At 72.5% G+C, this 24477-nt stretch carries 25 protein-coding genes, 1 tRNA gene and 1 pseudogene; 20 read left to right on the top strand and 7 right to left on the bottom strand.

Features of this window, described 5'->3' with window-relative positions:
- The first annotated feature begins 123 nt into the window (after positions 1-123).
- From ACWCPW_RS39795 to ACWCPW_RS39770, 6 genes are all read left to right on the top strand, one after another.
- On the top strand, positions 124-609 hold the full coding sequence (locus ACWCPW_RS39795) for a hypothetical protein (protein ID WP_449766481.1): 486 nt from the start codon (positions 124-126) through the stop codon (positions 607-609).
- A 97-nt stretch (positions 610-706) separates the two neighbouring features.
- The gene (locus ACWCPW_RS39790) at positions 707-931 is read left to right on the top strand and encodes a hypothetical protein (protein ID WP_449766480.1); all 225 of its coding nucleotides are present in this window, start codon (positions 707-709) and stop codon (positions 929-931) included.
- Between the two features lie 238 nt (positions 932-1169).
- Positions 1170-2210, top strand: a complete 1041-nt coding sequence (locus ACWCPW_RS39785; protein ID WP_449766479.1) for a metal ABC transporter substrate-binding protein — start codon at positions 1170-1172, stop codon at positions 2208-2210.
- Between the two features lie 3 nt (positions 2211-2213).
- Positions 2214-2987, top strand: coding sequence for a metal ABC transporter ATP-binding protein (locus tag ACWCPW_RS39780; protein ID WP_449766478.1), 774 nt, complete (start codon positions 2214-2216; stop codon positions 2985-2987).
- 8 nt (positions 2988-2995) lie between these two features.
- Complete coding sequence (locus ACWCPW_RS39775; RefSeq protein ID WP_449766477.1) at positions 2996-3982, top strand: metal ABC transporter permease; 987 nt, start codon at positions 2996-2998, stop codon at positions 3980-3982.
- The gene (locus ACWCPW_RS39770) at positions 3979-4836 is read left to right on the top strand and encodes a metal ABC transporter permease (RefSeq protein WP_449766476.1); all 858 of its coding nucleotides are present in this window, start codon (positions 3979-3981) and stop codon (positions 4834-4836) included. Before ACWCPW_RS39775 ends, ACWCPW_RS39770 begins: the two co-directional genes overlap by 4 nt.
- Before the next feature lie 41 nt (positions 4837-4877).
- Here the strand turns inward: ACWCPW_RS39770 and ACWCPW_RS39765 are convergent, their stop codons facing one another.
- On the bottom strand, positions 4878-5519 hold the full coding sequence (locus ACWCPW_RS39765) for a TetR/AcrR family transcriptional regulator (RefSeq protein ID WP_449766475.1): 642 nt from the start codon (positions 5517-5519) through the stop codon (positions 4878-4880).
- A 167-nt stretch (positions 5520-5686) separates the two neighbouring features.
- Here ACWCPW_RS39765 and ACWCPW_RS39760 point away from each other — a divergent pair, with 167 nt between their 5' ends.
- Entirely contained in the window at positions 5687-6352 is a 666-nt protein-coding gene (locus ACWCPW_RS39760; protein ID WP_449766474.1) for a cytochrome P450, read from the top strand.
- A gap of 192 nt (positions 6353-6544) precedes the next feature.
- Positions 6545-6964, top strand: coding sequence for a CBS domain-containing protein (locus ACWCPW_RS39755; RefSeq protein WP_449766473.1), 420 nt, complete (start codon positions 6545-6547; stop codon positions 6962-6964).
- A 171-nt stretch (positions 6965-7135) separates the two neighbouring features.
- On the opposite strand, the gene ACWCPW_RS39750 is transcribed toward ACWCPW_RS39755, so the two are convergent.
- Positions 7136-8002 carry a universal stress protein gene (locus ACWCPW_RS39750; protein ID WP_449766472.1) on the bottom strand — a complete coding sequence of 289 codons (867 nt, stop codon included), beginning with the start codon at positions 8000-8002 and terminating at the stop codon, positions 7136-7138.
- Between the two features lie 353 nt (positions 8003-8355).
- On the opposite strand from ACWCPW_RS39750, the gene ACWCPW_RS39745 reads away from it, so the two are divergent.
- From ACWCPW_RS39745 to ACWCPW_RS39710, 8 genes are all read left to right on the top strand, one after another.
- Positions 8356-8868: a methylated-DNA--[protein]-cysteine S-methyltransferase gene (locus tag ACWCPW_RS39745; RefSeq protein WP_449766471.1), complete on the top strand. Its 513-nt coding sequence runs from the start codon at positions 8356-8358 to the stop codon at positions 8866-8868.
- Positions 8869-8916: 48 nt separating this feature from the next.
- The gene (locus tag ACWCPW_RS39740) at positions 8917-9405 is read left to right on the top strand and encodes an RNA polymerase sigma factor (RefSeq protein ID WP_449766470.1); all 489 of its coding nucleotides are present in this window, start codon (positions 8917-8919) and stop codon (positions 9403-9405) included.
- On the top strand, positions 9402-10073 hold the full coding sequence (locus ACWCPW_RS39735) for a methylated-DNA--[protein]-cysteine S-methyltransferase (RefSeq protein ID WP_449766469.1): 672 nt from the start codon (positions 9402-9404) through the stop codon (positions 10071-10073). Before ACWCPW_RS39740 ends, ACWCPW_RS39735 begins: the two co-directional genes overlap by 4 nt.
- Before the next feature lie 50 nt (positions 10074-10123).
- A complete protein-coding gene (locus tag ACWCPW_RS39730) occupies positions 10124-10582 on the top strand; it encodes a hypothetical protein (RefSeq protein WP_449766468.1) in 459 nt (152 codons plus the stop codon).
- Positions 10583-10677: 95 nt separating this feature from the next.
- Positions 10678-11109, top strand: coding sequence for a GNAT family N-acetyltransferase (locus ACWCPW_RS39725; RefSeq protein WP_449766467.1), 432 nt, complete (start codon positions 10678-10680; stop codon positions 11107-11109).
- A 235-nt stretch (positions 11110-11344) separates the two neighbouring features.
- Positions 11345-13750, top strand: coding sequence for an ATP-binding cassette domain-containing protein (locus tag ACWCPW_RS39720; protein ID WP_449766466.1), 2406 nt, complete (start codon positions 11345-11347; stop codon positions 13748-13750).
- Between the two features lie 270 nt (positions 13751-14020).
- Positions 14021-15094, top strand: coding sequence for an NAD(P)H-dependent amine dehydrogenase family protein (locus ACWCPW_RS39715; RefSeq protein WP_449766465.1), 1074 nt, complete (start codon positions 14021-14023; stop codon positions 15092-15094).
- A gap of 2 nt (positions 15095-15096) precedes the next feature.
- The gene (locus tag ACWCPW_RS39710; RefSeq protein WP_449766464.1) at positions 15097-15576 is read left to right on the top strand and encodes a carboxymuconolactone decarboxylase family protein; all 480 of its coding nucleotides are present in this window, start codon (positions 15097-15099) and stop codon (positions 15574-15576) included.
- 120 nt (positions 15577-15696) lie between these two features.
- Here ACWCPW_RS39710 and ACWCPW_RS39705 read toward each other — a convergent pair whose 3' ends face one another.
- Positions 15697-16377, bottom strand: coding sequence for an SGNH/GDSL hydrolase family protein (locus tag ACWCPW_RS39705; RefSeq protein ID WP_449766463.1), 681 nt, complete (start codon positions 16375-16377; stop codon positions 15697-15699).
- Between the two features lie 57 nt (positions 16378-16434).
- Here ACWCPW_RS39705 and ACWCPW_RS39700 point away from each other — a divergent pair, with 57 nt between their 5' ends.
- A complete protein-coding gene (locus tag ACWCPW_RS39700) occupies positions 16435-17103 on the top strand; it encodes a TetR/AcrR family transcriptional regulator (protein WP_449766462.1) in 669 nt (222 codons plus the stop codon).
- A 138-nt stretch (positions 17104-17241) separates the two neighbouring features.
- Positions 17242-17361, top strand: a tRNA-OTHER gene (locus ACWCPW_RS39695).
- A gap of 73 nt (positions 17362-17434) precedes the next feature.
- Here ACWCPW_RS39695 and ACWCPW_RS39690 read toward each other — a convergent pair.
- Positions 17435-18019 (bottom strand): helix-turn-helix domain-containing protein, encoded by a 585-nt coding sequence (locus ACWCPW_RS39690; protein ID WP_449766461.1) that lies wholly within the window; start codon positions 18017-18019, stop codon positions 17435-17437.
- Positions 18020-18372: 353 nt separating this feature from the next.
- Here ACWCPW_RS39690 and ACWCPW_RS39685 point away from each other — a divergent pair, with 353 nt between their 5' ends.
- Positions 18373-19818, top strand: a complete 1446-nt coding sequence (locus tag ACWCPW_RS39685; protein ID WP_449766460.1) for an MFS transporter — start codon at positions 18373-18375, stop codon at positions 19816-19818.
- A gap of 63 nt (positions 19819-19881) precedes the next feature.
- On the opposite strand, the gene ACWCPW_RS39680 is transcribed toward ACWCPW_RS39685, so the two are convergent.
- Together ACWCPW_RS39680 and ACWCPW_RS39675 are read right to left on the bottom strand one after the other, a co-directional pair.
- Positions 19882-21849 carry a hypothetical protein gene (locus ACWCPW_RS39680; protein WP_449766459.1) on the bottom strand — a complete coding sequence of 656 codons (1968 nt, stop codon included), beginning with the start codon at positions 21847-21849 and terminating at the stop codon, positions 19882-19884.
- 117 nt (positions 21850-21966) lie between these two features.
- Positions 21967-22557: a hypothetical protein gene (locus ACWCPW_RS39675; protein ID WP_449766458.1), complete on the bottom strand. Its 591-nt coding sequence runs from the start codon at positions 22555-22557 to the stop codon at positions 21967-21969.
- Between the two features lie 34 nt (positions 22558-22591).
- Between ACWCPW_RS39675 and ACWCPW_RS39670 the strand changes: the two are divergent.
- Positions 22592-22900: pseudogene (locus tag ACWCPW_RS39670) on the top strand (hypothetical protein); the annotation flags it as partial.
- Between the two features lie 284 nt (positions 22901-23184).
- Here the strand turns inward: ACWCPW_RS39670 and ACWCPW_RS39665 are convergent.
- Positions 23185-24303: an MBL fold metallo-hydrolase gene (locus ACWCPW_RS39665; RefSeq protein ID WP_449766457.1), complete on the bottom strand. Its 1119-nt coding sequence runs from the start codon at positions 24301-24303 to the stop codon at positions 23185-23187.
- Between the last annotated feature and the right edge of the window lie 174 nt (positions 24304-24477).

Here is a 24477-nt window from a genome sequence, read left to right as displayed (position 1 = left end):
ATCCGCCCCGCGGCCGACGCGGATTCGCCGGATCGGGTGAAATCGCGGAGTTCTCGGCCTCGTCGCCGTGCCGCCGGCCGGATTCGGAGGTTCTCTCGGAGAGCGGTTCCGAGGGAGGTCAGGATGGCGCAGGTCGCGGCCGGGGGTGCTCCCGCCCGGCACGGCGTGTTCCGCGTGATCGTGTTGATCGCCCTGATGGCCCTGCTGCACGCCACCCATGTTCCCGGCGTCGGACACCGCGCCGCGCCGATCCCGGATCGGTGCTCGGTCGAGATCGCCGATCGGTTCGCCTTCTCCCTCGTCGGCGACGTGCCCGCCACCGCGTCCGGTGGCGCGCCCGACGAGCACGACGGGCACGACGGGCACGCGGCGCGCGATGCCGCGCCGGCGGGCGACACCGGCGGTCGGCACGGTCCGGCGGTCGGCGGCGCGTGTACGCCGGCCACGGCCCGGCCGCGCCACCACGTTCCGGCCGCATCGGCTCCCGCCCTCGCCGACGTCCTCGGGTCCCGGCTCGCCGACCCGGCCGAGGTCGGCGAGGGCCGCGCCCGCACGGCCACGAACACCCTCGGGCGCGCCCCTTCGCGAACCGTCGTCCTGCGCTGCTGAGCGGTCGCCGCCGCCGCGCCGCCGCCGAACCGGGCGAGCGGCGCGTCCGGCGTGCCGCGTTCGATTCCTCAGCCTCGCGAACCCGGGAGATCCCACCATGCCCATTGACGCCTACCTGCTCCTGAGCGCCCTCGTGCGCGCCGAAGCCGCCCGTTCCGCCGCCGGTGCCGCCGACACGGACGCCCCACCGCCCGCCGCCTCGAACCGGGGCGCCGCCGGACCCGCCGCCTGCGATCCCCCCGGCGTCGACCGCGCCGCCGCCGATCGGGAGGCCGTGCCGGAGAACAGCCCGGACGCGGCATCCCCGGCGTCGAGGCAATAGCCGTACGCGTCCGCGCCCCACACTCCGCATCGGTGCCCCCCGGCATGGCCATGCCGGGGGGCACCGGCGTGCTCGGCGCCGGCGCCGGACCCGGACGCGGCCCCGGACCTGGGAGCGGACCCGGTGTGGACCCGGTGTGGACACCCTCTCTCCAACTGATTATGGTTTTCATTATCGAATAGTCGCGACGGCCCCGCCGATCGACGCGTCGACACACCCCTGCCTGGAAAGAGCTCTCATGCGTATATCCACCCGCGCGGTCTTCGCCTTCGCCGCAGCGGCCCTGACCGCCGGAACCCTCGCCGCGTGCGGTTCCGACGACAAGGACGGCAAGGACGGGAAGAACGGGAACCAGGTCGGGGCCGCCGGTCCGGCCGCCGCAGCCGGCTCGCCGGCCGCCGGTTCCGGGCCCCGGATCAAGGTGGTGGCGACCACGACGCAGGTCGCCGACTTCGTGCGCAACATCGGCGGCGACCGGGTCGAGGTGACCCAGTTGATCAAGGCCAACGCGAGCGCCCACGAGTACGAGGCGACCCCCGCGGACCTGAACGCGATCCGCGGCGCCAAGCTGGTCGTGGAGAACGGCGTCGACATGGAGAAGGCGTGGCTGCCCAAGGCGATCCAGGCCGCGGGCTTCAAGGGCCCGGTCGTGGACACCTCGGTCGGCGTACCCCTGCGCAAGGGCGACGCGGACCAGGACCACGAGCATGAGCACGACCAGGACCACGAGCACGGCGAGTACGACCCGCACATCTGGCACAACCCGCTCAACGCCAAGGTGATGGTGACCAACATCGCCAAGGCGCTGACCACCGCCGACGGCGTCAACGCGAAGGTGTACGAGAACAACCTCGCCGGTTACGGCGCCAAGCTCGACGCGCTCGACGCGGACACCCGGGCCAAGCTCGACACGATCCCGGCGGCCGATCGCAAGCTGGTCACCAACCACGACGCGCTGGGCTACTACGTCGACCGCTACCGGCTGGAGTTCGTCGGGTCGATCATCCCCGGCTTCGACGACCAGGCCGAACTCTCCGGCAGCCGCATCGACGGCGTCGTCGCCAGGATCAAGGCCACCGGCGCCAAGGCGGTCTTCGCCGAGAGCGCGCTGCCGGCCAAGACCGCCGAGACCATCGCCCGGGAGGCGCGGGTCAAGGTGGTCGCCGGCGACGACTCGCTCTACGCGGACTCGCTCGGCGCCTCCGGTTCCGCCGGCGCGACCTACCTCGACTCCGAGGCGCACAACACCGACACCATCGTCGCCGCGCTGCGGGGCTGAGCGATGACCGACGGCACCGAGGCCGCACCGGATCCGGTCCGCTTCGTCGAGGCCACCATGGCCTACGACCGCACCCCGGCCCTCGCGAACGTCGACGGCCGGGTGCCGGCCGGCCAGGCGGTGGCCCTGGTCGGCCCCAACGGCGGCGGCAAGTCCACGCTGATCAAGGCCGTCCTGGGCCTGGTCCCGGTGGTCGCCGGCACGGTCACCGTGGCCGGCCGGCGCCCGGCCGCGGCCCGCGCGTACGTCGGCTACGTGCCGCAGGCGGCGAGCCTGGACCCGGAATTCCCGGTCACCGTACGGCAGGTGGTTCTGATGGGCCGCTATCGCCTGATCGGCCGACTGCGCCGCCCCGGCCGCCGGGACCGGGCCGCCGCCGACCGGGCACTGGCCCTGGTCGGTCTCGCCGACCGGGCGAACGCCCGCTTCGGCACCCTGTCCGGCGGCCAGCGCCAACGGGTGCTGCTGGCCCGCGCGTTGTCCGCGCAACCGCCGATCCTGGTGCTGGACGAGCCGTTCAACGGGGTCGACGCGGTCAGCCGGGAGGCCCTGATCAGCGCCCTCGTCGACGCCAAGGAAGCCGGTACCGCCATCCTGGTCAGCACCCACGACCTCGCCGTCGCGCAACGCCTGTGCGAGCGGACGTGCCTGGTCAACCGCCGCCAATTCGCCTTCGGAAGCACCGAGTCCGCGCTCACCCCGGAACTGTTGTGCGCCTGCTACGGCGGCCGGGTCCTCGAACTCGACGCCGGCCGACTCGTCGTCACCCCGGGCTGAGGCCGAGCATGGACACCACCGTGCTCCTGGAGCCCTTCCGGGTCCCCTATCTGACCCGCGCCCTGATCGAACTGACCATCCTGGGCATCCTGTGCGGCACCGTCGGCGCGTTCGTCGCGCTGCGCCGACTGGAGTTCGTCGCCGACGCGCTCACCCACACGGTATTTCCCGGCGTCGCGATCGGCTTCGCCCTCCAGGGCGTCGACGGGGTCTTCGCGGGCGCGCTGGTCGCGGCCGGCGTCACCGCCGTCGTCTTGACCCTGCTCACCCGCAACCGGCGCACCAGCGACGACGCCGCGCTGGCCATCGTGCTGACCGCGATGTTCTCGATCGGCGTGGTGGTCGTCTCGCGCAGCCACTCCTACACCGCCGACTTCCAGACCTTCCTGTTCGGCCAGATCCTGTACACCTCCCGCACGCAGATCATCGAGACCGCGGCGGTCGCGCTGCTGTGCCTGATCACCCTCGCCGTGCTGGGCCGGCAACTGTTCCTGCGCGGCTTCGACCCGGAGGCCGCTCGCGCGGCGGGATACCGAGTCGGCGCGCTGGACCTGGCGCTGAACCTGGTGATCGCGCTGACCGTGGTCGCCGCCGTACGCACCATCGGCACCGCCCTGGTCCTGGCCCTGCTGGTGGTCCCGGCGACCATCGGCCGCACACTGGGCGGTCGGCTCGGCTCGATCGTCGCGATCGCCGCCGGCTCGGCCGTACTGTCCGGATACGTCGGCCTGACCGTCAGCTACACCGCCTCGATCGACCACGACCTGGCGCTGCCCGCCGGACCCACCGTCGTGCTGACCCTGGTGGTCGGGTACCTGCTCGCGCTGGGCGCGGCGGGCGCGGTCGGCGTGATCGGTCGGCGAACCCCGCGCCGGTCGGCCGGCGCGGGGCGCCCGGCCGCCCCGGCACCCACGCCGGCCATCACCGCGTCCCCGACCCCGTCCCCGTCCCGCACCCCGTCCCCGATCCCCCGCCCGACCGGGAGCGCCCGATGACCTGGTTCGACACCTACACCCATCGCGCCTACGCCGAAGCGATCATGGTCGGGCTGCTCGCCGGCGTCGTCGGCGTCCAGGTCGTGCTGCGCAGGCTCGCCTTCTACGCCATGGCGATGACCCACGCCACCTTCCCCGGCGTCGTGCTCGCCTCGATCCTGGGCCTCGACATCTACCTGGGCGGCGCGGCGGTGGGCGTGCTGCTGTCCCTGGCCATCGTCGGACTGACCCGGCGACCGGGCCGGACCGCGTCCGGCGCGACCGGGGTGATCCTGGCCGCCGGTTTCGCCCTGGGCGCCACGCTGGTGGCCGCCGGACCGGCCGCGGACCGCAAACTGTCCGCGTTCCTGGTCGGTTCGATCGTCACCACCGACAGCCACGACCTCGTGGTCACGGCCGGCGTCGGCCTCGTGGTGCTGATCGTGCTCGGTCTGTGTGCCAAGGAACTCACCTTCGCCGCCTTCGACCACGAGGGCATGCGCGCCGCCGGGCACCCGGTGACGGCCCTGGACCTGCTGCTCCTGCTGATCGTCCAGGCCGTGATCGTGGTGCTCACCCCGGCGGTCGGCATCATGCTCACGCTGGCCCTGCTGGTCGCGCCCGCCGCCACAGCCCGGCTGTGGACCGATTCGCTGCGCCGCACCACCGTGCTGGCGGCCGTGCTGGGCATCGGCAGCGCGGTGACCGGACTGGAGATCTCCCGGCACTACGACGTCGCCGCCGGAGCGACCATCGCGCTGGTCGCCGCCGCCGGGTTCGTGCTGTCCCTGCTGGTCTCCCCGCGCCACGGTGCGCTCGGTCGCCTCCTCGAACGCCGACCCGCGGCCGGGACGTCGACCGCGACGATCGCCTGAACCCGCCCGGCCAACCGGCCGCCCGGGCAGGGGCGTCGGGGTCAGCGGAAGATCAGATGGGCCGCCGTGTCGATGTGTGCGCAGGTCTGTTCGGGATCGGTGCGGCCGGAGGTGATGTCGAGCAGGCACGCGACCAGGACGTGACCGAGGGCGAGTGCCTTGCCCTCGTCGTCGGTCCAGTCCGGGTCGTCGAGGGCGCCGCGCACGAAGGAGGTGAACAGCCCCTGCCACAGGGCCAGTCCGTCGCCGGCGGAGGCGTCCGCGCGGAACGAGGTGATGCCCGCCTCGAGCAGGGCCGGATCGCGGGCCGCCCAGCGCACGATGTCCCGGAACGCCGCGCTGACCCGATCGGCGATGCCTCCCGGGTAGGCCACCTCGCGCAGGTCGGCGGCGGTCTGCGCGGCCCACTCGACCATCACGTGGTGGAGCAGTTGGTCCTTGGAGCCGAAGTAGCGGTACACGGTCGCCGGCGTGGTGCCCGCACCGGCGGCGATGTCGCGCACGGTGGTGGCGTCGTACCCGCGCTCGGCGGCCAGCGTGCGCGCGGCGGCGGCGATGCCGTCCCGGCGTCGCTGTTCGGCGGGGCCGAATCGGTGGGTCACGGTGAACTGTGCACGCCGCCGACCGACCGAGGCGGGTATCGGTCCCGGTGTGTCGTCGTCCTCGGTGACCTGATCGCCCACGTGCCGCCCCTCGGATCGATGCCGTCGCCGTGCGCCTCCCGCACGCCGGCGTCGGTGGTCGGGATCCTATCGAGCCCCGCGAACCCTTCGAGTCCCGCGTGCCTTCGCTCCGAACCCTTGAACTATAACGTGTTATAGAACAAGCTCTCTTCGGCTCCGCCGTCCGGATGCTCGCTGCGGACGCGCGGCTGCAGGAGCGCGTACGCGCCGACGACGCGCTGGTGGCGGCGTTGGTGGAGGAGGCGGTACGACTGGAGAGCCCGTTCCGAGGCCACTTCCGGGTGACCACCCGCGCCACCGAACTCGGCGGTGTGCACCTGCCCGAGGGCGCCCGGCTGATGCTGTTGTGGGGCGCCGCCAACCGCGACGCCGCCGCGTTCCCCCGGCCCGACACCCTCGACCTGGACCGGCCGGCCGCCAAGGCACACACGTCGTTCGGCCGAGGCATCCACTTCTGCGTCGGCGCACACCTGGCCCGCCTGGAAACCACCGTCGCCCTGCGCGCCCTGCCGGCCGCCACCGACCACATCGCCCCGGCCCCCGACTCCGAACCCACCTACGTCCCGAGCACCTTCGTCCGCCGCCTGGCCCACCTGCCCCTGACCCTGACCCCCCGTACACACCCGGTGACCCAGGGCGTGTCTTCAATCCCCCGCCGAGCTCCACGACGCCCGGCACCGCATCCGCCCTTCGGGCTCCCTCGCTGCGCTCGCCGCCCCGGAGAACAGTCGAATAGAACCACTATGCGCCTGCTTCTCCGGCACGCCGATGCACGGCATCCGCCCTTCGGGCTCCTCGCCGCGCTCACGCCGCGGAGCCCGACGGGGGATTGAGGACACGCCCCGGCGCACGTCTTGGGACGATCCCGAGCGCCCCGCGGCGGGGCGTGCCGGCGACCGTTCACCCGGGTGGCCGATGGGCGGTGGGGCGGAGAGGATGGAAGGACCGCGTGCGGCGTCCGCGGCGCGGTCCCGAGCCCTGCGGTCGGCGGGCTGCCGACGGCGGGCACTGCGAGAGGCACCACCATGACCATGGCCAAAGACATCATGCACGAGGGCGCTCAGTGGATTCCGCAGACGGAGACGCTGCACCGGGCCGCGCAGTTGATGCGCGAACTCGATGTGGGCTCGCTGCCGGTCAGCGACGCCAACGAGAGGCTGTGCGGGATCATCACCGACCGCGACATCGTCACCAAGTGCGTCGCGGACGGCCGCGATCCCGCCACGGTCGCCGCCGGCGAACTGTGTGAGGGCACCCCCCGCTGGATCGACGCCGACGCGGACATCGCCGAGGTACTGCGCGAGATGCAGGTGCACCAGATCCGCCGACTGCCGGTGATCGCGCGCAAGCGCCTGGTCGGCATGATCAGCGAGGCGGATCTGGCGCGGCACCTCTCCGACGAACAGATCGCCGCGTTCGCCGAGAACGTCTACGCGTCGCGATAACCGGAGGCCCGGCACACCCGCACCACCCGCGCATACGTACACCGACGTACATACGTACGCCGAGCCGCCGACCCGCCGTTCGCCGCGACCCCGCACAGGATGGAAAGCGCGGCGTGCGGCGGGCGCCGGCGTGTCGGCCGGCGCATCGGGGGGATCGGCGCACCGGGACGATCACTGCACCGGGACCACGGCCACCGGGCAGTGCGCGTGATGCAGGACGGCGTGCGTGGTCGGGCCCAATCGCATCGGCAGCGGGCCGTGCCTGGGATGTGCGGCGACCACCAGCAACGCGCAGCCGATCGACGCGCACACCAGATCGCGCCCGGCCGACCCGTTCATCACCACGGTGTCCACCGGAAGTTCGGGGTCGCGGCGTCGGATCGGGTCGACGACCTGCTCGACCATCCTGGTGCGTTCGGCGGTGACCGTGTCGATGTCGAACATCGACGGCAACATCAGGCTCGGCGCCAGGCCGGTCACCGGGAGCGCCCACGAGTGCACGGCACGCAGTCCGCCGCCCAGCAGTCCTGCCCGCTGGGCCGCGAACTCCGCGGCGGGCTCGTCCTCGGGGCCGCCGACGCCGACCACGACGCCGCTCGCGTCCTCGGCCGCCTCGGAGCGCAGGACCACGACCGGGCAGGTGGTGTGCGCGCACACGCGCAGCGAAACCGACCCCAGGAGCAGGCCGGCGAACCCGCCGTGGCCGCGACTGCCCACCACGACGGTGTCGCACCGCGCACTGGCGGCCAGCAGCGACTCGGCGGCGTCGCCCTCGCGGACCGAACCCTCCACCACCAGGCCGGCGAACCGTTCGCGGACACGTGCCGAGGCGGTGTCGATCAGCGCGTGCGCCCGCTCGCGCATCTCGACCCGATGCTGGTGACCGAGCCCGCCGACGGGCACAACCGTGACGATGTACAGCGGAACGCGCCGGGCGGCGGCGTCGCGCGCGGCCCAGTCCAGCGCGTGCTCGGCGGCGGGGGATCCGTCGTGACCGGCCAGGACCCCGAGTTCGACTTCGCTGTGTGTGGACGACATGCGACTCACCTCGACGGGGACATCCACCAGGCTCATACCCGCTGCGACGGCCGCCGACAGCGACCGCCCGGCAAAGCTCGCGCGCCGGACCGCGGGACCGGCCCCGCTTCGCCGCCGAACGCGCCGGCCCGGGCCGGCAACCCCCTCCACCGCGACACGCGCCGGAACCGGGGGAGTCGGCCCGCCTCACCCGAGCACGATGTCGCGCGCGGCGTCGGGATCGCGGGGGTGACCGGCCGGGCCGGATGTCGGGGCCGACCTCACATTCGGCGGCCCCCGCGCGTCTACCTGTCGGGACGACCCGTTCGGTCGACCCGTCGGGACGAACACCGCGACCGAGGAGAAGCAGCACGATGAACACACGTCATGCGATCGTCGACACCACCCTCGGCGGGCTGATCGTGGTGGCGGCGCGGGACGCCGTCGTGGGTCTGTACTTCCCGCACCACTGGTACATGCCGCCCGAGGAGAGCCTGGGCGTGCGGGTCGAGCACCGGGACGACCCCCTGCTCGCGGCGGCGGCGACCCAGTTGACCGAGTACCTCGCCGGCGAGCGGACCTCGTTCGACCTGCCGCTGGCCACGCACGGCGATCCGTTCCAGGAGCGGGTGTGGGCCATGCTCAGGGAGATCCCGTTCGGTGAGACCACCACCTACGGCGCGCTCGCCGAGCGGTTGGGAAACAGGGCGCTGGCGCAGTCGGTGGGCCAGGCGGTCGGGCACAACCCGATCTCGATCATCGTGGCCTGCCACCGAGTGGTCGGCAGCGACGGGAAGTTGACCGGCTTCGCCGGCGGACTCGAACGCAAGCGGCGGCTGTTGGACCTGGAGGAGTCCGAAAGCACGAAGGCGGCCCGGCTGTTCTGAGCGGCCGGCGCCCGCGGCGCGCATCCGAACAGGCCTGGGAACGAGGAGATGAAGCAGCCCTACGAACGGGTGGTCCGCGAGCACGCGGACACCGTGCTGCGCGTGTGCCGGGCGTTGCTGGGCCCGCACGACGCCGACGACGCGTGGTCCGAGACGTTCCTCGCCGCGCTGCGCGCCTACCCCGACCTGCCCGAGGACGCCAACGTGCGGGCCTGGCTGGTGACCATCGCGCACCGCAAGGCGCTCGACATCGTCCGTGCCCGGGCGCGGCACGCGGTCCCGATGGGCGAACTGCCCGAACGAGCCTCGGCCCTGGGCCTGCCGGACGCGGTCGACCACGACCTGTGGCGCGCGGTCGCGGCGCTCCCGACCAGGCAGCGGCAGGCGGTCGCCTACCACCACTTCGCGGGCCTGCCCTACAAGGACGTCGCCGAGCTGATCGGCGGCACCGCGGCCGCGGCCCGTCGCGCCGCGGCCGACGGCGTCAAGGCCCTGCGCACATCGCTGAGCGCCTCTTCGAAGGGAGCGGTCCGATGACGGACGACACCCCCACCCCCACCCCCACCCCCGCCTCCACCGCGATCCCGGTCCTCGCGGCCGGCGCGCCGAGCACGTCCGTGCTGCTCGCCCGCGCCCGCAGCGACCGGGAGGCGCTCGATCGACTACACGACCGGCTGGTCGCGGCGGCCGCCCGGGACGGGCTCCTGGACGTCGCCTACACCACGGTGGACACCCCCATCGGGTCGCTGCTGCTGGCCGCGACCGACAAGGGCCTGGTCCGGGTGGCCTTCGCGGGCGAGGACCACGACAAGGTCCTGGACACGCTGAGCACCCGGCTCGGCCCGCGCATCCTGCGCGCTCCCGGACGCCTGGCCCGGGCCGCCCGCCAACTCGACGAATACTTCGACCGCTCCCGGACGTCCTTCGACCTGGCCCTGGACCTGGCCCTGTCCACCGGCTTCCGGCAACTGGTGCAGCGCCGACTCCCCGAGATCGACTACGGCCACACCTCCAGCTACGCCCATGTCGCCCGGATGGTCGGCAATCCCAAGGCGGTTCGCGCGGTCGGCTCGGCCTGCGCGAGCAACCCGCTGCCGATCGTGCTGCCCTGCCACCGGGTGCTGCGCGGCGACGGGACGCTGGGCGGGTACGCGGGCGGGATCGCCACCAAGTCCGCGCTGCTGAGCCTCGAGGCCGGCCCGTAGCCGGACGCCCGGAGAAGCCGGTTACGAGAGTTCGACTTACAGTGACATTTATGGACGATTTCTTCGGCGTGTCGGGCGACGAGGCGCCTGGGGACGCGTTGCGCGAACTGGCCGATCAGACCACCCGCCCGGGGTGGACCGCGGCGGACCCCGCGGCGGACCTGCTGCCCAGGCTCCGGGTCGCCTGCGACCTCCCGGGCTCGCCCTGGCGACTGCGCGGCACCGAGGTGCTGCCGGACGGCGTCTACGCCGTCGACGTCGAGCACGCCCGCCCCCGCGGCCCACGCCTGTTGGCCGACGCCATCGAACTGCTCGCCGGCATCGCAGGCCCCGCCTTCTTCGTACGGCACACCGACGCGGCCACCTTCGACTGCGTCACCGGCACCCTCCAACGCGACACCCCGGGACCCGGGCGGGGGCATCTCCTGCGGCTGCGCCTGGTCGGCCCCGGGCGCGATCGCGGCCCCGTGCTCCGCGCCCACGCGGAAGCCCTGGTGCCCGCCCACTGATCCGGCGCCGATCCCGTCCGCGCCGATCCCGTCCGCCGGCCGCGCGCACCGATATCCGGTGGTCGGCCGACGGGGCGGGCTGGTTGGATCCGGGCATGGTCATACATCTTCCGGACGGGTACGAGATCTCGACCGATCCGACCCGGCTCGACGCCGCGCTGATCCACCGCTGGTTGTCCCTCGACGCGTACTGGGCAATGGGCCGCCCGAGGGAGAAGCAGGACACGGCGATCGCCGGGTCGCTCAACTTCGGGGTCTACGACACGGCGTCCGGGGCGCAGGTCGGCTATGCCCGCGTGGTCACCGACGGGGCCACCTTCGGCTGGCTGTGCGACGTCTACATCGACCCCGCCGTGCGCGGCAAGGGACTGGGCACGGCGCTGGTGGCCGCCGTGCGGGACCACCTCGAGCCGGCCGGGCTGCGGCGTCTGATGCTGGCCACCGCGGACGCGCACGCGGTGTACGCCCAGGTCGGCTTCGAGCCGCTGGCCGTCGTCGACAAGTGGATGCTCCTGGGCGAACAGTGAGCCGTCCGGGATCCGTCGTCCGCGACCGGTCAGGAACGGAGAAGCGCGGTCCGATCCCGGCCCCGTAGCGTGGGGCGCGTGGTCATCGAACGCGATGACCACGCGGTCCCGTCCACCGGTCGCGCTACTCTGCCGGCGAGGCCGGTGCCTCGCCCGTCTGCCTCGGGCCGGGCTCGGCGCGAGTGGACGATACGCCCGACCGCGCAGGCGGCCCCGCCCAACGGATGGAGACACGATGAGCCCGGTCACCAGGACGGACACGCAGTCGCCTGCGCCGGCCGTCGCCGACAGCCACGACCTGATCCGAGTGCACGGCGCGCGGGTGAACAACCTCAAGGACGTCGGCATCGAGATCCCCAAGCGCCGGCTGACGGTGTTCACGGGTGTCTCCGGCTCGGGCAAGAGTTCGCTCGTATTCGGCACGATCGCCGCGGAGTCGCAGCGGATGATCAACGAGACCTACAGCGCCTTCGTCCAGGGCTTCATGCCCACGTTGGCGCGGCCCGAGGTGGACGTCCTCGAAGGGCTGACGACCGCGATCATCGTCGACCAGCAGCGGCTGGGGGCCGACCCCCGCTCCACGGTCGGCACCGCCACCGACGCGAACGCGCTGCTGCGCATCCTGTTCAGCCGACTCGGGAAGCCGCACATCGGCCCGCCCAGCGCGTACGCCTTCAACGTCCCCTCGGTCCGGGCGAGCGGTGCCATCACCGTCGAGCGCGGTGCCAAGAAGGCGGTCAAGGCGACCTTCAACCGCACCGGCGGCATGTGCACGCGGTGCGAGGGTCGGGGCACGGTCTCCGACATCGATCTCACCCAGCTCTACGACGACTCCAAGTCGATCGCCGACGGCGCGTTCACCATCCCCGGCTGGAAGTCCGACAGTTGGTGGACCGTGCGCACCTACGCCGAATCCGGCTTCCTGGATCCGACCAAGCCGATCCGCGAGTTCACCAAGAAGGAGATGCGGGACTTCCTGTACCACGAGCCGGTCAAGGTGAAGGTCGAGGGCGTGAACCTCACCTACGAGGGACTGATCCCCAAGATCCAGAAGTCCTTCCTGGCCAAGGACAAGGAGGCGCTGCAGCCGCACATCCGGGCGTTCGTGGAGCGCGCGGTGACCTTCACCACGTGTCCCGAGTGCGAGGGCACCCGGCTCAGCGAGGGGGCCCGGTCCTCGAAGATCAAGCGGGTCAACATCGCCGACGCGTGCGCGATGCAGATCAGCGACCTCGCCGAGTGGGTGCGCGGCCTCGACGAGCCGTCGGTGGGGCCGCTGCTCGAGACGCTGGGCAAGACGCTCGACTCGTTCGTGGAGATCGGGCTGGGCTATCTCTCCCTCGATCGGCCCTCGGGCACGCTGTCGGGCGGCGAGGCGCAGCGCGTCAAGATGATCCGCCACCTGGGCTCCTCGCTCACCGACGTCACCTACGTCTTCGACGAGCCCACCATCGGCATGCACCCCCATGACATCGTGCGGATGAACAACCTGCTGCTGCGGCTGCGCGACAAGGGCAACACGGTGCTCGTGGTGGAGCACAAGCCGGAGACGATCGTGATCGCCGACCACGTCGTCGACCTCGGCCCGGGCGCCGGCACGGCGGGCGGGACCGTGTGCTTCGAAGGCACCGTCGAGGGGCTGCGGACCGCCGGCACGATCACCGGTCGCCATTTCGACGACCGGGCGTCCCTGAAGAAGACGGTGCGCACGCCCACCGGCGCGCTGGAGGTCCGCGGCGCGACGCGGCACAACCTGCGCGACGTCGACGTCGACATCCCGCTGGGGGTGCTCACCGTCGTCACCGGCGTCGCCGGCTCCGGCAAGAGTTCGCTCGTGCAGGGCTCGCTGGTCAACGGCTCGGCGGCCGAGGGCGCGGGCGTGGTGTCGGTCGACCAGAGTGCGATCCGCGGCTCGCGACGGAGCAACCCGGCGACGTACACCGGGCTGCTCGACCCGATCCGCAAGGCGTTCGCGAAGGCCAACGGCGTGAAGCCGGCGCTGTTCAGCGCCAACTCCGAGGGCGCGTGCCCGACCTGCAACGGCATCGGCGTGACCTACACCGACCTGGCGATGATGGCCGGCGTGGCCACCCTCTGCGAGGAGTGCGAGGGCAAGCGGTTCGACGCGTCGGTGCTGGAGTACCACCTCGGCGGACGCGACATCAGCGAGGTGCTCGCGATGTCGGTGGCCGAGGCCCGGGAGTTCTTCGGTACCGGCGAGGCGCGTACGCCGGCCGCGCACACCATCCTCGGCCGGCTGGCCGACGTCGGGCTCGGCTATCTCAGCCTCGGTCAGCCGCTCACCACGCTCTCCGGCGGCGAGCGGCAGCGGCTCAAGCTGGCCACCCACATGGCCGAGAAGGGCGGGGTCTACATCCTCGACGAGCCGACCACGGGCCTGCACCTCGCCGACGTCGAGCAGTTGCTCGGCCTGCTCGACCGACTGGTCGACTCCGGCAAGTCGGTGATCGTCATCGAGCACCACCAAGCGGTGATGGCACACGCCGACTGGATCGTCGACCTCGGCCCCGGTGCCGGCCACGACGGCGGTCGGATCGTCTTCGAGGGCACCCCCGCCGACCTCGTCGCGGCCCGTTCCACCCTCACCGGCGAGCACCTCGCGGCCTACGTCGGCGGCTGACCGGGCCTTTCGAGCCTCCCGTCCGGCCGCGGATCGTGCCGCGGCTCCCACCCTGGCCGCTGCAGTGCCCCTGTGCCGGCCCCCGCGCGGCTCGCCCGCGGCCCGCGCCGCGGCCGGACGGGAGGCGGCCCGAGTGCCGCCCGCGGTCGACGCCCCAGCGACCGTCCAGGCCGCCGATTCGGCGTGCCCGCGCGGAGATTCGGGCCAACCGTTCATCTTTTCCTTGCGTGGGTCTATGAACTGTACGGGGCCCTCGCTACCCTCCAGCGCATGATTTCCACGGTTGTCTGGGGTACCGGGAACGTCGGCCGCGCGGCCATTCGCGCCGTCGAGGCGCATCCGGCGCTGAAGCTCGCGGCGGTGCTCGTGCACAATCCCGACAAGGTCGGTCGCGACGCGGGCGAACTCGCGGGGCTCGACCACGAGTTGGGGGTCGCGGCCGGCGACGACATCGACGCGGTGTTGGCCGCCGGACCGGGAGCCGTGGTGTACGCGGCGTCCGGCGACATCCGCCCCGACGAGGCGCTGGCCGACATCGTCCGGGCGATCCGGGCCGGGGCCGTGGTGGTCACACCCGCCCTGTACGCGCTCTACGACCAGCGCAACGCCCCGGCGGAGTTGCGCGAGCCGGTGCTGGAGGCCGTCGCCGCCGGCGGCGGGTCGTTGTTCGTCTCGGGTGTCGATCCGGGCTGGGGCAACGACGTGCTGCCGCTGCTGATCAGCGGATTGGGCACCACGGTGGACGCGATCCGCTGCCAGGAGATCTTCGATTACTCCACCTACGACCAGGAGGACTCGGTCCGCAATCTGGTCGGCATGGGGCAGCCGATGGACTACGGCGCGCCGATGTTGTGGCCGGAGATGCCGACCATGGTGTGGGGCGGGCAGATCCGGCTGATGGCCCGGGCGCTGGGCGTCGAGTTGGACGAGATCCGCGAGACGATGGACCGCCGTGCGCTGGAGACGACCGTTCGGACCACGACGATGGGCGAGTTCGAGGCCGGGACCCAGGGCGCGGTGCGGTTCGAGGTGCAGGGCATCGTCGGCGGCGAGCCCCGGATCGTGATCGAGCACGTGACCCGCATCCACCCCTCCTGCGCGCCCGACTGGCCGGTCCCGCCCAACGGGGACGGCGCGCACCGCGTGGTCATCGAGGGGCGCCCGCGGATCGAGGTCACGGTCGAGGCCACCGACGAGGGCACGAACCGGTCGGCGGGCGGCAACGCCACCGCGGTCGGTCGGCTCGTCGGCGCCATCGACTGGCTGGTGGCCGCCGAACCGGGGCTCTACGACGCGCTCGACATTCCGCTCCGTCCCGCAGTCGGCAAGCTCGGAAGGAAGTAACCATGCGCATCGACATTCCCGAGGACAAGGACCCGCTCGCCTACGTGTGGGCGGAGATGGTGCCCGAGATCGGGATCGCCGCGTCGACCTTCTCGATGAAGGTCTACGACGCCTCGAAGCTGGGGCTGCGCGAGTTCGAGGCCGCGCGGCTTCGGATCGCGCAGATCAACGGGTGCGTCTTCTGCCTGGACTGGCGCACCGAGCGGGACGGGGAGAAGGTCGAGGACGGCTTCGACGTCGCGGTCACCGAGTGGCGGACAACCGACGTCTTCGACGACCGCACCCGGCTGGCCGCGGAGTACGCGGAGCGCTACGCGGTGGACCACCACAACCTGGACGACGAGTTCTGGGCGCGCATGACCGCGCACTACACCCAGGCCGAGATCGTCGAGCTGAGCATGGCCATCGGCTCCTGGCTGGCCTTCGGTCGGCTCAACCACGTGCTGGGCCTCGACTCGGTGTGCGTCCTGCCCGGCCACTGATCGGCCCCGGGCGGCCCCCGACTCCGTGTTCCGGGGATCGGTGGGCCGCCGCCGGGGAGCACGTGGGCCGTCACGGTTGCCGCGAGCGCGATGTGCGGGTCGGCGCGTGGACGCCGGTGGTCACGCGGGGACTTCGCCGAGCGTGGCGGCGAGTGCCCTGACCATCTCGGCGGCCAGAACGGCCTGGCCCGAGGTGGAGAAGTGGATGCCGTCCCGGCTCAGCAGATTCGGCCGGTCGTTGATCGGGTGGTCCCAGGAGTCGACGAGCACGGCGTGGTGTTCGCGGGCCAGTTCGCGGGTGATGTCGTTGACCCGGCACACCCGGTCCGGCCAGTCCGGGAATCGCGGGACCACGAAGGCCCGGCCGAGGGTGAAGACGGTCGCCCGCGCACCGGTGTCGGCGGCGATCTCGAACAGCCGCCGCAAGGACCGCTCGATGGTGCCGAAGTCGGGCGTCGCGTGGAACAGGTCGTTGGGGCCGCTGGGCAGGTGGATCAGGTCGGGGCCGAAGGCGAGCATGGGACTCGTCTGGGTCGCCAGCGTCCTGGCGGTGGTGGCGCCGACCTCGGCGAGATTCAGGTAGGCCAGGTCGGGCCGGACGTCGCCGAGCACACCCGCGACCCGGTCGGCCCAGCCCAGGGCGCCGTACCCCGGGCTCGGGTCGCCGACTCCGGCGGAGAGGCTGTCGCCGATGACGGCGAAGCGGCGCCAGGGCGCGTCGGCGAGCAGGTCTGCGGCGTGCGCCGGGGACAGGCAGAACGGGTCGGATTCTTCGGTGAGGACGTGCGTGGTCTCGGTCACGAAAGTAAACGTACGATCGTTCGTGTGGATTCTGCAAGGGCGTGGCAGGATGGACCCATGAGCGAGCCAGAGCAGCCGACGGCGGTCGCCGAGCCGACGTCGGGCACCTCCGATCGAGTCACCCCGGAGACCTCCGATCAGCGGCGGCTGCGCGGCGCCCGGGCCAGACGGGAGATCGCCCGGCATGCCGTCGAGGTGGCCTCGGCGGAGGGGCTCAACGGGCTCAGCATCGGTCGGCTGGCCGGTGACCTCGGGTTGAGCAAGAGCGGCATCGCGACCCTCTTCGGGTCGAAGGAGAAGTTGCAACTGGCCGCCGTCGCGTGGGCGGGCGAGGCGTTCGTGGACGCGGTCGTGCGGCCCGCGTCGAGTGCGCCGCACGGCGCGGCACGGGTGCGCGCGCTGACCGAGCACTGGATCGCCTACGCCGAGGCGCCGTTGTTCGCCGGCGGCTGTTTCTGGGGCGCGAACCTCGCCGAGTTCGACAGCCGCCCGGGTCCGGTCCGCGACGCGCTGCTGCGGCAACACGGGGATTGGCTCACGCTGCTCGCCCGCGAACTCCGGTACGCCGCGGACGCGGGCGAACTCGCCGGATCGGAAGCCGACTTGGTCGCCTTCCAACTGGACGCGGTGCTCAAGGCGGCGAACATCGCCCTGCGCTGCGGCGACGACCGGGCCGGGGACAGGGTCCGGCGCGTGCTGGACGGTTTCCTGACGCCGCGCGCCTGAGGTCGACGGCGCACCCGCGCACGGTGTCCCGGCTTCACCCGGATCGGTGCGCACGGGTCCGCCCGCGCCACTCCATCCCGGCGAAATCCGGCACGCCCTAGGATCGGCGCAGCGGGATTGCGCAGTTCCGCAGGTCGCGGTGCCGTGGCAGAGCGGCCCATTGCGATCGACGTGGCGGAGGCATCCCGCCACGTCGACTGACGGGGGTACGGCGGGCCTGCCCGACCCTGTCCGCGGGTTCGAATCCCGTCGGCACCGCGACCGCCCGCCTCCGGGTGCGCCCGCTCGTTCCCGTCACCGCCCGGCGCAGGGCGGGAGCGCGGGCCCGTCGTCAGGTGCGCGGTTTCGCGCGCACGTGCATGCGTTCGCCCTGGCGGCCGAAGAGGCTGAGGATCTCCACCGGGCGCCCGTCCGCGCTGCCGAACCAGTGCGGCAGTCGGGTGTCCCACTCGGCGGCCTCGCCCGGACCGAGGACCAGATCGTGGTCGGCCAGGACCAGCCGCAGTCGGCCGTCCAGCACATACAGCCACTCGTAGCCCTCGTGGGTACGCGGGTTCGGCTCGGTGCCCCGGTCGGCGATGATCATCTTGAATGCCTGGAGCGGACCCGGACTTCGGGTCAGTGCCACCGACGTGCCACCGCTGGGCAGCGCCCGCGGCGTCAGGCGGACCCTCGGGTCGCCCACCTCGGGCGCGCCGACCAATTCGTCCAGGGGCACGTGGTAGGCGCCGGCCAGCGGCAGCAGCAACTCCAGACTGGGGCGGCGCTGTCCGGACTCCAGCCGGGACAGGGTGCTCTTGGAGATGCCGGTCGCCTCGGAGAGCGCGGCCAAGGTGAGCCCGCGTCGCGCGCGCAGGCGTCTGAGCCGAGGTGCGACCTCGTCGAGGACCGTTCGGTACGGCGGTGCGTTCTCCATGGAGGCATTCCACCTCGCCGTCCCGGGATTGGCAACAAGAGTTGCCGGGCCCGCACCCCGGGTGCACCCTCCTCGGCATGAACCCCGACGGCGGCGCCGACCCCGGATCCGGACACCACCGGCACCGACATCGAGCGGGAGCGCGTGGCCGCCCACCGGGAGGCCGTCGGCGGCGTGCGACTCCCGGTCCCGTGCCGGACGGCGGCCCGGCCGCGGGAACTGCTCGGCCCGGCACGGGAGCCGCGGCGCGTGCCGATGCGCTTGTTCGGGTGCCGGATCGGGCCGGTCCGCACGCCAGGAAGCAGGCCGGTGCTTCGACCACCGGGATTCACAGCCAGGAAACGGAGTTCACGGTGAAGGCAACCAGGGCGCAACCGCACGAGACGACCACCGCAGGCGCGATACGGACATCCTCGGTGCGATGGGCCCTGGCCGGTCTCTCGCTCTCCATGCTGCTGTCCTCGCTGGGCACCAGCGTCGCCAACGTCGCCCTGCCGACGTTGACGCACTCCTTCGACGCGTCCTTCCAGGCGGTGCAATGGGTCGTCCTGGCCTATCTCCTCGCGATCACCACCGTGATCGTCAGCGTCGGACGGCTCGGCGACATCATCGGTCGGCGCCGGCTGCTGCTGTCCGGGATCGTGCTGTTCACGGTGGCCTCGGTGTTGTGCGGCAGCGCCCCCACGTTGTGGCTGCTGGTCGCCGCGCGGGCCGGGCAGGGGCTCGGCGCGGCCGTGATGATGGCGCTGACCATGGCGTTCGTGGGCGAGACGGTGCCCAAGGAGCGGACCGGCAGCGCGATGGGGCTGCTCGGCACGATGTCCGCGATCGGTACCGCCCTCGGACCGTCCCTGGGCGGTGCGCTGATCGCCGGGCCCGGGTGGCGGGCGATCTTCCTCGTCAACGCACCCCTCGGCGTGGTGGCGCTGGTCCTCGCACATCGGTACCTGCCCGCCGATCGTCCGGGACCCGGCCCGGTTCGGGCCCGGTTCGACCACGTGGGCACGCTGCTGCTCGCCCTGACGCTCGCGGCGTACGCGCTCGCCATGACGATCGGGCGCGGAGGCTTCGGGGTGCTCAACGCGGCCCTGCTCGTGGTCGCCGCGATCGCAGTGGGCCTGTTCGTCCGCGCCGAGGCGAGGGCCGCCGCGCCGTTGTTGCGCTTGGCGATGTTCCGGGATCCGGCGCTGAGCGCGAGCCTGGCGATGAGCACGCTCGTCTCGACGGTGATGATGGCCACGCTGGTGGTCGGGCCGTTCTACCTCGCCCGCACACTCGAACTGGACGAGGCCCGGGTGGGGTTGGTGTTGTCGGTCGGTCCGATCGTCGCCGCGCTGACCGGGGTGCCGGCCGGCCGGATCGCGGACCGTTTCGGCGCGCGGCGGATGACCGTCGCCGGGTTGACCGGGATCGCGGTCGGCGCGCTCGTATTGTCGGTGACGCCGGCGCGGTTCGGCGTCGTCGGCTACCTCGCGCCGATCGTGGTCGTCACCGCCGGATACGCGGTGTTCCAGACCGCGAACAACACCGTCGTCATGGCCGATGTCCGGCCGGATCAACGCGGCGTGGTGTCCGGCATGCTCAACCTGTCCCGGAATCTCGGGCTGATCACCGGTACGTCGGTCATGGGCGCGGTGTTCGCGGCCGCGTCGGCGACGAACGACGTGGCGACGGCCCGGGGCGGGGCCGTCGCCACCGGGACGCGGGTCACCTTCGCGGTCGCGGCGACGCTGATCGTCGTCGCGCTCGCGCTCGCGATCGGTGGGCGGGTGCTCGCGCGGCGCGTATCACCCGGGTGATCGCGGTGGCACTCGAACCGCGCCGGCCGTCCGGCGACGGCGCGGGAGCGGCGGCGGGTCAGGTCAGGCCGGGCCTTCGCCGGAGCGGGTCAGGGCCCAGGCGTGGGCGAAAAGGTCGGGCAGGGTGCGTTCGACGGTGGGTCGGGAGAAGATCAGGCGGCTTTCCCGGTCGGCCACCCCGAGGAGACGTGCCTTCCACGTCTCCATCCCGGGCATCGCCCCCCTCGTCGTCCCCACCCAGGCGCCCGGGAGGAAGAGGGTGCGTCCGGCGCGGGTGCGCTTGTCCTGGACGACGAGGTCGGTGCCGGCCAGCGCGGCGCGCGCCTTGCGGTGGCGAGCCGCACTCCAGTGGTTCCAGCGCCGGGTGTGGGCGTCGGTGGGCCTCTCCAGTACGAGAAGTTGCAGGTACAGCGTGGCCGCGTCGGCGTCCAGGCCCAGTTCGTCGGCGACCCGCGCGACCAGGTCGGGGGCCGAGGCACCGGGATTCGCCTCGTACTGGCCGGGGGACAGGGCGTCGGAGGCGACGCGCTTCGCGATGTCGTCGAAGTAGGTGCCGCGGATGCGGTCGACGGCCGTGATGCCGCCGGAGTCCGGGGCGATGCGACGCAGGATCTGCGAACGTGCGTCGTCGCCCAGGTGGGCCGGTCGGAAGTAGGCGGTCGGAATCGGCGTCCAATTCGAATGTTTCTGGGGCGGGTTGAGGAAGGCGACGGTGAGTCCGTCGTCGATCGACGGGCGCTGGAAGGGTTCGGGGCCGTGGTAGGGCGTCTTTCCGAACAGTTGCTCCAACCCCTCCATGGTGACCACGGATTCGTCGAAGTCCGCGCTCGCGTACAAGAGCACGCCGGGGTGTTCGAGCCGGCTCCGCAGGGCCGTGATCACCGCGGGGATGCCGGACCGGACCGGGTCGCCGGCCGGCAACTCGGCGTACAACACCGGGAGGAGGGTCGCGACGTCCTTGATCAGGTTGTGGATGTGCAGCGATCGCGACTGATCCGCGGCGTGCGCGCCGTTGTGGCTGTCGCGCAGCGGCATGTCCCGGTCGGTGCTCAGGATCGGTTCGTCCACGGGGCGCGCGAATGCCGCGCACAGGTCGGCCGCCGCCGTCTTGGCCCCCAGGCCGCCGACGTGGGCGAGGGTCTCGGGCGGGATCGGGTCGTGCCTTCCGTACGCGGCCTGCCACGCGGCGGCGACGCGGCCGGCGAGGTCGCGGGGGCCGGTGGGCTCCCACAGCGCGGCGGGGTCGTCGGGCAACACGTTCGCGAACAGCCGCAACTGTGCCTGTGCGGTCAGCGATCCCAACTCCCCGAGTGCGATCTCGCATTCCGTGACCTTGAGGACCATGACCCGGCGTTCGTGGTCGGCGGCGTGCGCGGTCAACCCGGTGTCGCCCGGGCTGCCCGCCAGGATCAGCGCCGCGCCGGGGCGGGACAGGCCGGTGGCCCGGCTCAGTTCGTCCACCGCGGCGGGGTCCCACGGCATCGGACCCCGGGTGCGCACCAGATGCACGAGTCGGCGCACCTGGTGTGCCGTGCCCCAGCCGCGCGGAGGTTCGGTCGCGTCCTCCAGGGTGCCCAGGCCGGGCGGCTCGGCGTCGCCGGCCCGCAGTTCGAGGGCGAGGCGGAGGCCGTAGGGCGGCCCGACCACGACCGTCGCACCACGCTCGTCGCGCGCGCCGATGCCGCCGCGGACCCGCCCGACGCGCAGGCGGGCCTCGGGATCGGCGAAGACCGTGTCCGCCCACGACTCCAGGAACGTGAGGAGCCGTTCGCGGCGTTCGGGTCGGACGGCGGGTGTGGCCGCGCGGAGCGCGAGCAGGCCGATCCGCCCGATGCAACGGACCCAGTGTCCTTCCAGGACCACCGGGGGACCGCCCGTGCCCGCCGGCGGATCCCACGTGCGGGAGAGGTAGCCGGCGGTGTGCTCGATGCCGGTGAACTCTCGCGTGAGTGAGTCGTGGTCGCAGTCGATCAGGCGCCGCAGCGCGCTGTTGGTGCGGTGGTCGGCGGCCCGGTCCGCTGGATGCGTCATGCGGACATCCCTATCGGATCGCGCCGACGCCGGGGACGCCTGGGCGCGGGACGCGGCTTCGCGCCCTCTTGCTCGTTCTTGCGCGTTCGGCCGCGCGCATACGCCGACGCGGGTGGTCTAGTCGACGATGTACCAGGCGTTGCCGAGGTATTGGAGGGTGTAGTCGCCGAGGTCACTGGACGTGAAGGTGGCCGAGGACTTGACCGCCGCGACCGGGATCTCGACCTTGTCTCCCGCGACCGAGACCCGCTTCGGGTCCACCGTGGCGCCTTGCAGGGCCTTCTTCTGCGACGCGGAGATCATGTGGAAGACGGCGGCAAACGTGGAGGTGCACGGACCGAAGCCCTTCTCCTCGGCCTTCTTCGCCCCGGGACCGGCGATCTCGCAGACCGTGGTGATGTCCTCACGGCCGAGGGCGTGCAGGTACTGCTCGTAGCGTTGGATCGCCGCCTCGGTCGTCTTGCCCTGGGCCGGCTGTGCTCCCGAGCCGGCCGATGGCGTCTGCGCCGCGGACGCGGCCGGTGGCGCGGATGTCGGCGCCGTCGGTGGAGTCGAGGTTTGCGCGGTCGTCGACGGCGGTGCCGCCGGGGACGACGGTGCCGGTGGGGGCGAGGTTCGGTCCTTGGCGGAATCGGAATCGGAATCGGAGTCGTTGCACGCCGCCAACAGCAGGATGGCGGATACGGTCGCGCCCACGATTGCCCGCATGGGGTTCTCCCGTCGGTGAGATCACAGGCGGCCGATGGTACTTCCGCCGGTGGTCGGCCCGCCGGCGTCGCGCGGCCCCGCCGGTGCGGAGGCGGGGCGCACGAGCGCGACTTCGCGTCCGCCTCAGCGGGCCCGGGGAGCGAGAGTGGACTTCGGATTGTTGCTCGGTCATGCGTACGAGGCGTTCGTCCAGGAGGTGCACGCGCACCTGGCCGCGCACGGATTCCCCGTCGCGGGTGCGTCGTACGGATACGTCCCGCGCACCCTGGACGGTGAGTCGGTCACCGCCACCCGGCTCGGCGACCGGCTCGGCATCACGCCGCAGGGCGCCGCGAAGATCGTCGACGAGATGGTGGCGGCGGGCTGCGTGGAACGACGCCCCGACCCCGCCGACGGGCGGGCCAAACGCCTGCATCCGGCGCCGCGAGGGCGGGAGGCGCTCGAACCAGGTCCGCGCGTTCCACGCCGACTTCGAGCACCGGCTGACGGAGCGCGCCGGCACGCGCCCCGTCGCGCTCACTCGGGAGACGCTGACCCGGATCGTGGCCGGCGCTCCCGGCTCGGACCCGAACCGGCTTTTCCGCTGCGTCCAACGCCCCGGGTGCCCCGTGTTCGGGGCCGGGCGGGTCAGGTCTGGGCGGTGAGGAGGGTCCACCAGGGGGTCGGTTGGGTGGGGTCGACGGTGGTGACGCGGTCGCCGGGGCGGGGGATGGCGAGTTGTACGTCCTTCGCCTTGGCCTCGTGCCACAGTCGGTCGACGGGCTCGGCCCAGGGGTGCAGGGCCAGGTTGAAGGTGGCCCAGTGCACCGGGAGCAGCACCTTTCCGCCGAGGTCGAGGTGGGCGGCGATCGCCTCTTCCGGGTTCATGTGGATGTCGGGCCAGCTCGGGCTGTAGGCGCCGATCGGCATCAGGGTCAGGTCGAACGGGCCGTGGGCCGCGCCGATGCGGGCGTAGCCGTCGAAGTACCCGGAGTCACCGGCGTAGAAGACCCGGTGTCGGGCGCCCGCGACGACCCAGGAGCCCCACAGGGTGTCGTTGCGGCGCAGGGTGCGGCCGGAGAAGTGACGGGCCGCGGTGGCGGTGAAGCGCAGGCCGGCGACGGCCGCGTCCTCGTCCCAGTCGAGCTCGATGATCCTGGAGGCGGGCACGTTCCAGCGCTCCAGGTGTGCGCCGATCCCCAGGGGAACCAGGAACGGCGCGGTCTGGGTCGCGGTGAGTTCGAGGATCGTCGCCCGGTCGAGGTGGTCGTAGTGGTCGTGCGAGATGACCACGGCGTCCAGGGTCGGCAGCGCGGCCAGCGGCACCGGGAGCGGGTGCAGCCGTCGTGGGCCCAGGAGTTGGGAGGGGGAGACCCGGTCGCTCCACACCGGGTCGAACAGCACGCGGCGGCCCTCGATCTCGACGAGGGTGGTGGCGTGGCCGTACCAGATGGCGCTGAGGCCGTCCGTGGGCGGCAGCGTGGTGGGGGCGGTGACCAGGGGCACGGGTCCGGCGGGTCGGCGCTCGCTGCGGTTGCGGAGCATCTGCCCGATGAGTTGCGGTGCGCTGCCGGCGGTGAGCATGTCGGCGGGGACCGGGTTGCGGAACGCGCCGTCCCGGAACTGTGGCGAGCGCAGGAAGCGGGCGAGGCGCTCGCCCTCCGCCTTGCCGCCGAACTCCGCCGGTACGTCGCGCAGTGCCCAGCCGGCCGCGGCCAGCGCCAGCCCGCCCGCCACCAGTCGCCGAGCCGATGTGTTTCCCGCCATCCGTCACACTCTCCTCGTGTCGTCCTCGGATGCTTCAACCGCCGGCGGGCGTGACACGTTCCCCGATTTGTGATTGTGGACACCGCGGGGTGCGGCCGTTCGACGTCCTTGCCATCTCTATTGCTTGACTGCATCATGCATTTGATCGATCGAGTCAAGCGAAACGAGGCACGG

It is taken from the genome of Embleya sp. NPDC001921 (genome assembly GCF_053594475.1).
This window is presented reverse-complemented; position numbering and strand designations above follow the sequence as displayed.

Excerpts from the sequence above, each read along its gene's own strand:
- ACWCPW_RS39680 (WP_449766459.1), bottom strand. The coding sequence starts at position 21,849 with ATGACGCATCCAGCGGACCGGGCCGCCGACCACCGCACCAACAGCGCG.
- ACWCPW_RS39700 (WP_449766462.1), top strand. The coding sequence starts at position 16,435 with ATGAGCGAGCCAGAGCAGCCGACGGCGGTCGCCGAGCCGACGTCGGGC.
- ACWCPW_RS39760 (WP_449766474.1), top strand. The coding sequence starts at position 5,687 with ATGCTCGCTGCGGACGCGCGGCTGCAGGAGCGCGTACGCGCCGACGAC.
- ACWCPW_RS39755 (WP_449766473.1), top strand. The coding sequence starts at position 6,545 with ATGACCATGGCCAAAGACATCATGCACGAGGGCGCTCAGTGGATTCCG.
- ACWCPW_RS39690 (WP_449766461.1), bottom strand. The coding sequence starts at position 18,019 with ATGGAGAACGCACCGCCGTACCGAACGGTCCTCGACGAGGTCGCACCT.
- ACWCPW_RS39790 (WP_449766480.1), top strand. The coding sequence starts at position 707 with ATGCCCATTGACGCCTACCTGCTCCTGAGCGCCCTCGTGCGCGCCGAA.
- ACWCPW_RS39740 (WP_449766470.1), top strand. The coding sequence starts at position 8,917 with ATGAAGCAGCCCTACGAACGGGTGGTCCGCGAGCACGCGGACACCGTG.
- ACWCPW_RS39785 (WP_449766479.1), top strand. The coding sequence starts at position 1,170 with ATGCGTATATCCACCCGCGCGGTCTTCGCCTTCGCCGCAGCGGCCCTG.
- ACWCPW_RS39745 (WP_449766471.1), top strand. The coding sequence starts at position 8,356 with ATGAACACACGTCATGCGATCGTCGACACCACCCTCGGCGGGCTGATC.
- ACWCPW_RS39750 (WP_449766472.1), bottom strand. The coding sequence starts at position 8,002 with ATGTCGTCCACACACAGCGAAGTCGAACTCGGGGTCCTGGCCGGTCAC.
- ACWCPW_RS39675 (WP_449766458.1), bottom strand. The coding sequence starts at position 22,557 with ATGCGGGCAATCGTGGGCGCGACCGTATCCGCCATCCTGCTGTTGGCG.
- ACWCPW_RS39795 (WP_449766481.1), top strand. The coding sequence starts at position 124 with ATGGCGCAGGTCGCGGCCGGGGGTGCTCCCGCCCGGCACGGCGTGTTC.
- ACWCPW_RS39735 (WP_449766469.1), top strand. The coding sequence starts at position 9,402 with ATGACGGACGACACCCCCACCCCCACCCCCACCCCCGCCTCCACCGCG.
- ACWCPW_RS39730 (WP_449766468.1), top strand. The coding sequence starts at position 10,124 with ATGGACGATTTCTTCGGCGTGTCGGGCGACGAGGCGCCTGGGGACGCG.
- ACWCPW_RS39770 (WP_449766476.1), top strand. The coding sequence starts at position 3,979 with ATGACCTGGTTCGACACCTACACCCATCGCGCCTACGCCGAAGCGATC.
- ACWCPW_RS39720 (WP_449766466.1), top strand. The coding sequence starts at position 11,345 with ATGAGCCCGGTCACCAGGACGGACACGCAGTCGCCTGCGCCGGCCGTC.
- ACWCPW_RS39665 (WP_449766457.1), bottom strand. The coding sequence starts at position 24,303 with ATGGCGGGAAACACATCGGCTCGGCGACTGGTGGCGGGCGGGCTGGCG.
- ACWCPW_RS39780 (WP_449766478.1), top strand. The coding sequence starts at position 2,214 with ATGACCGACGGCACCGAGGCCGCACCGGATCCGGTCCGCTTCGTCGAG.
- ACWCPW_RS39715 (WP_449766465.1), top strand. The coding sequence starts at position 14,021 with ATGATTTCCACGGTTGTCTGGGGTACCGGGAACGTCGGCCGCGCGGCC.
- ACWCPW_RS39725 (WP_449766467.1), top strand. The coding sequence starts at position 10,678 with ATGGTCATACATCTTCCGGACGGGTACGAGATCTCGACCGATCCGACC.
- ACWCPW_RS39775 (WP_449766477.1), top strand. The coding sequence starts at position 2,996 with ATGGACACCACCGTGCTCCTGGAGCCCTTCCGGGTCCCCTATCTGACC.
- ACWCPW_RS39710 (WP_449766464.1), top strand. The coding sequence starts at position 15,097 with ATGCGCATCGACATTCCCGAGGACAAGGACCCGCTCGCCTACGTGTGG.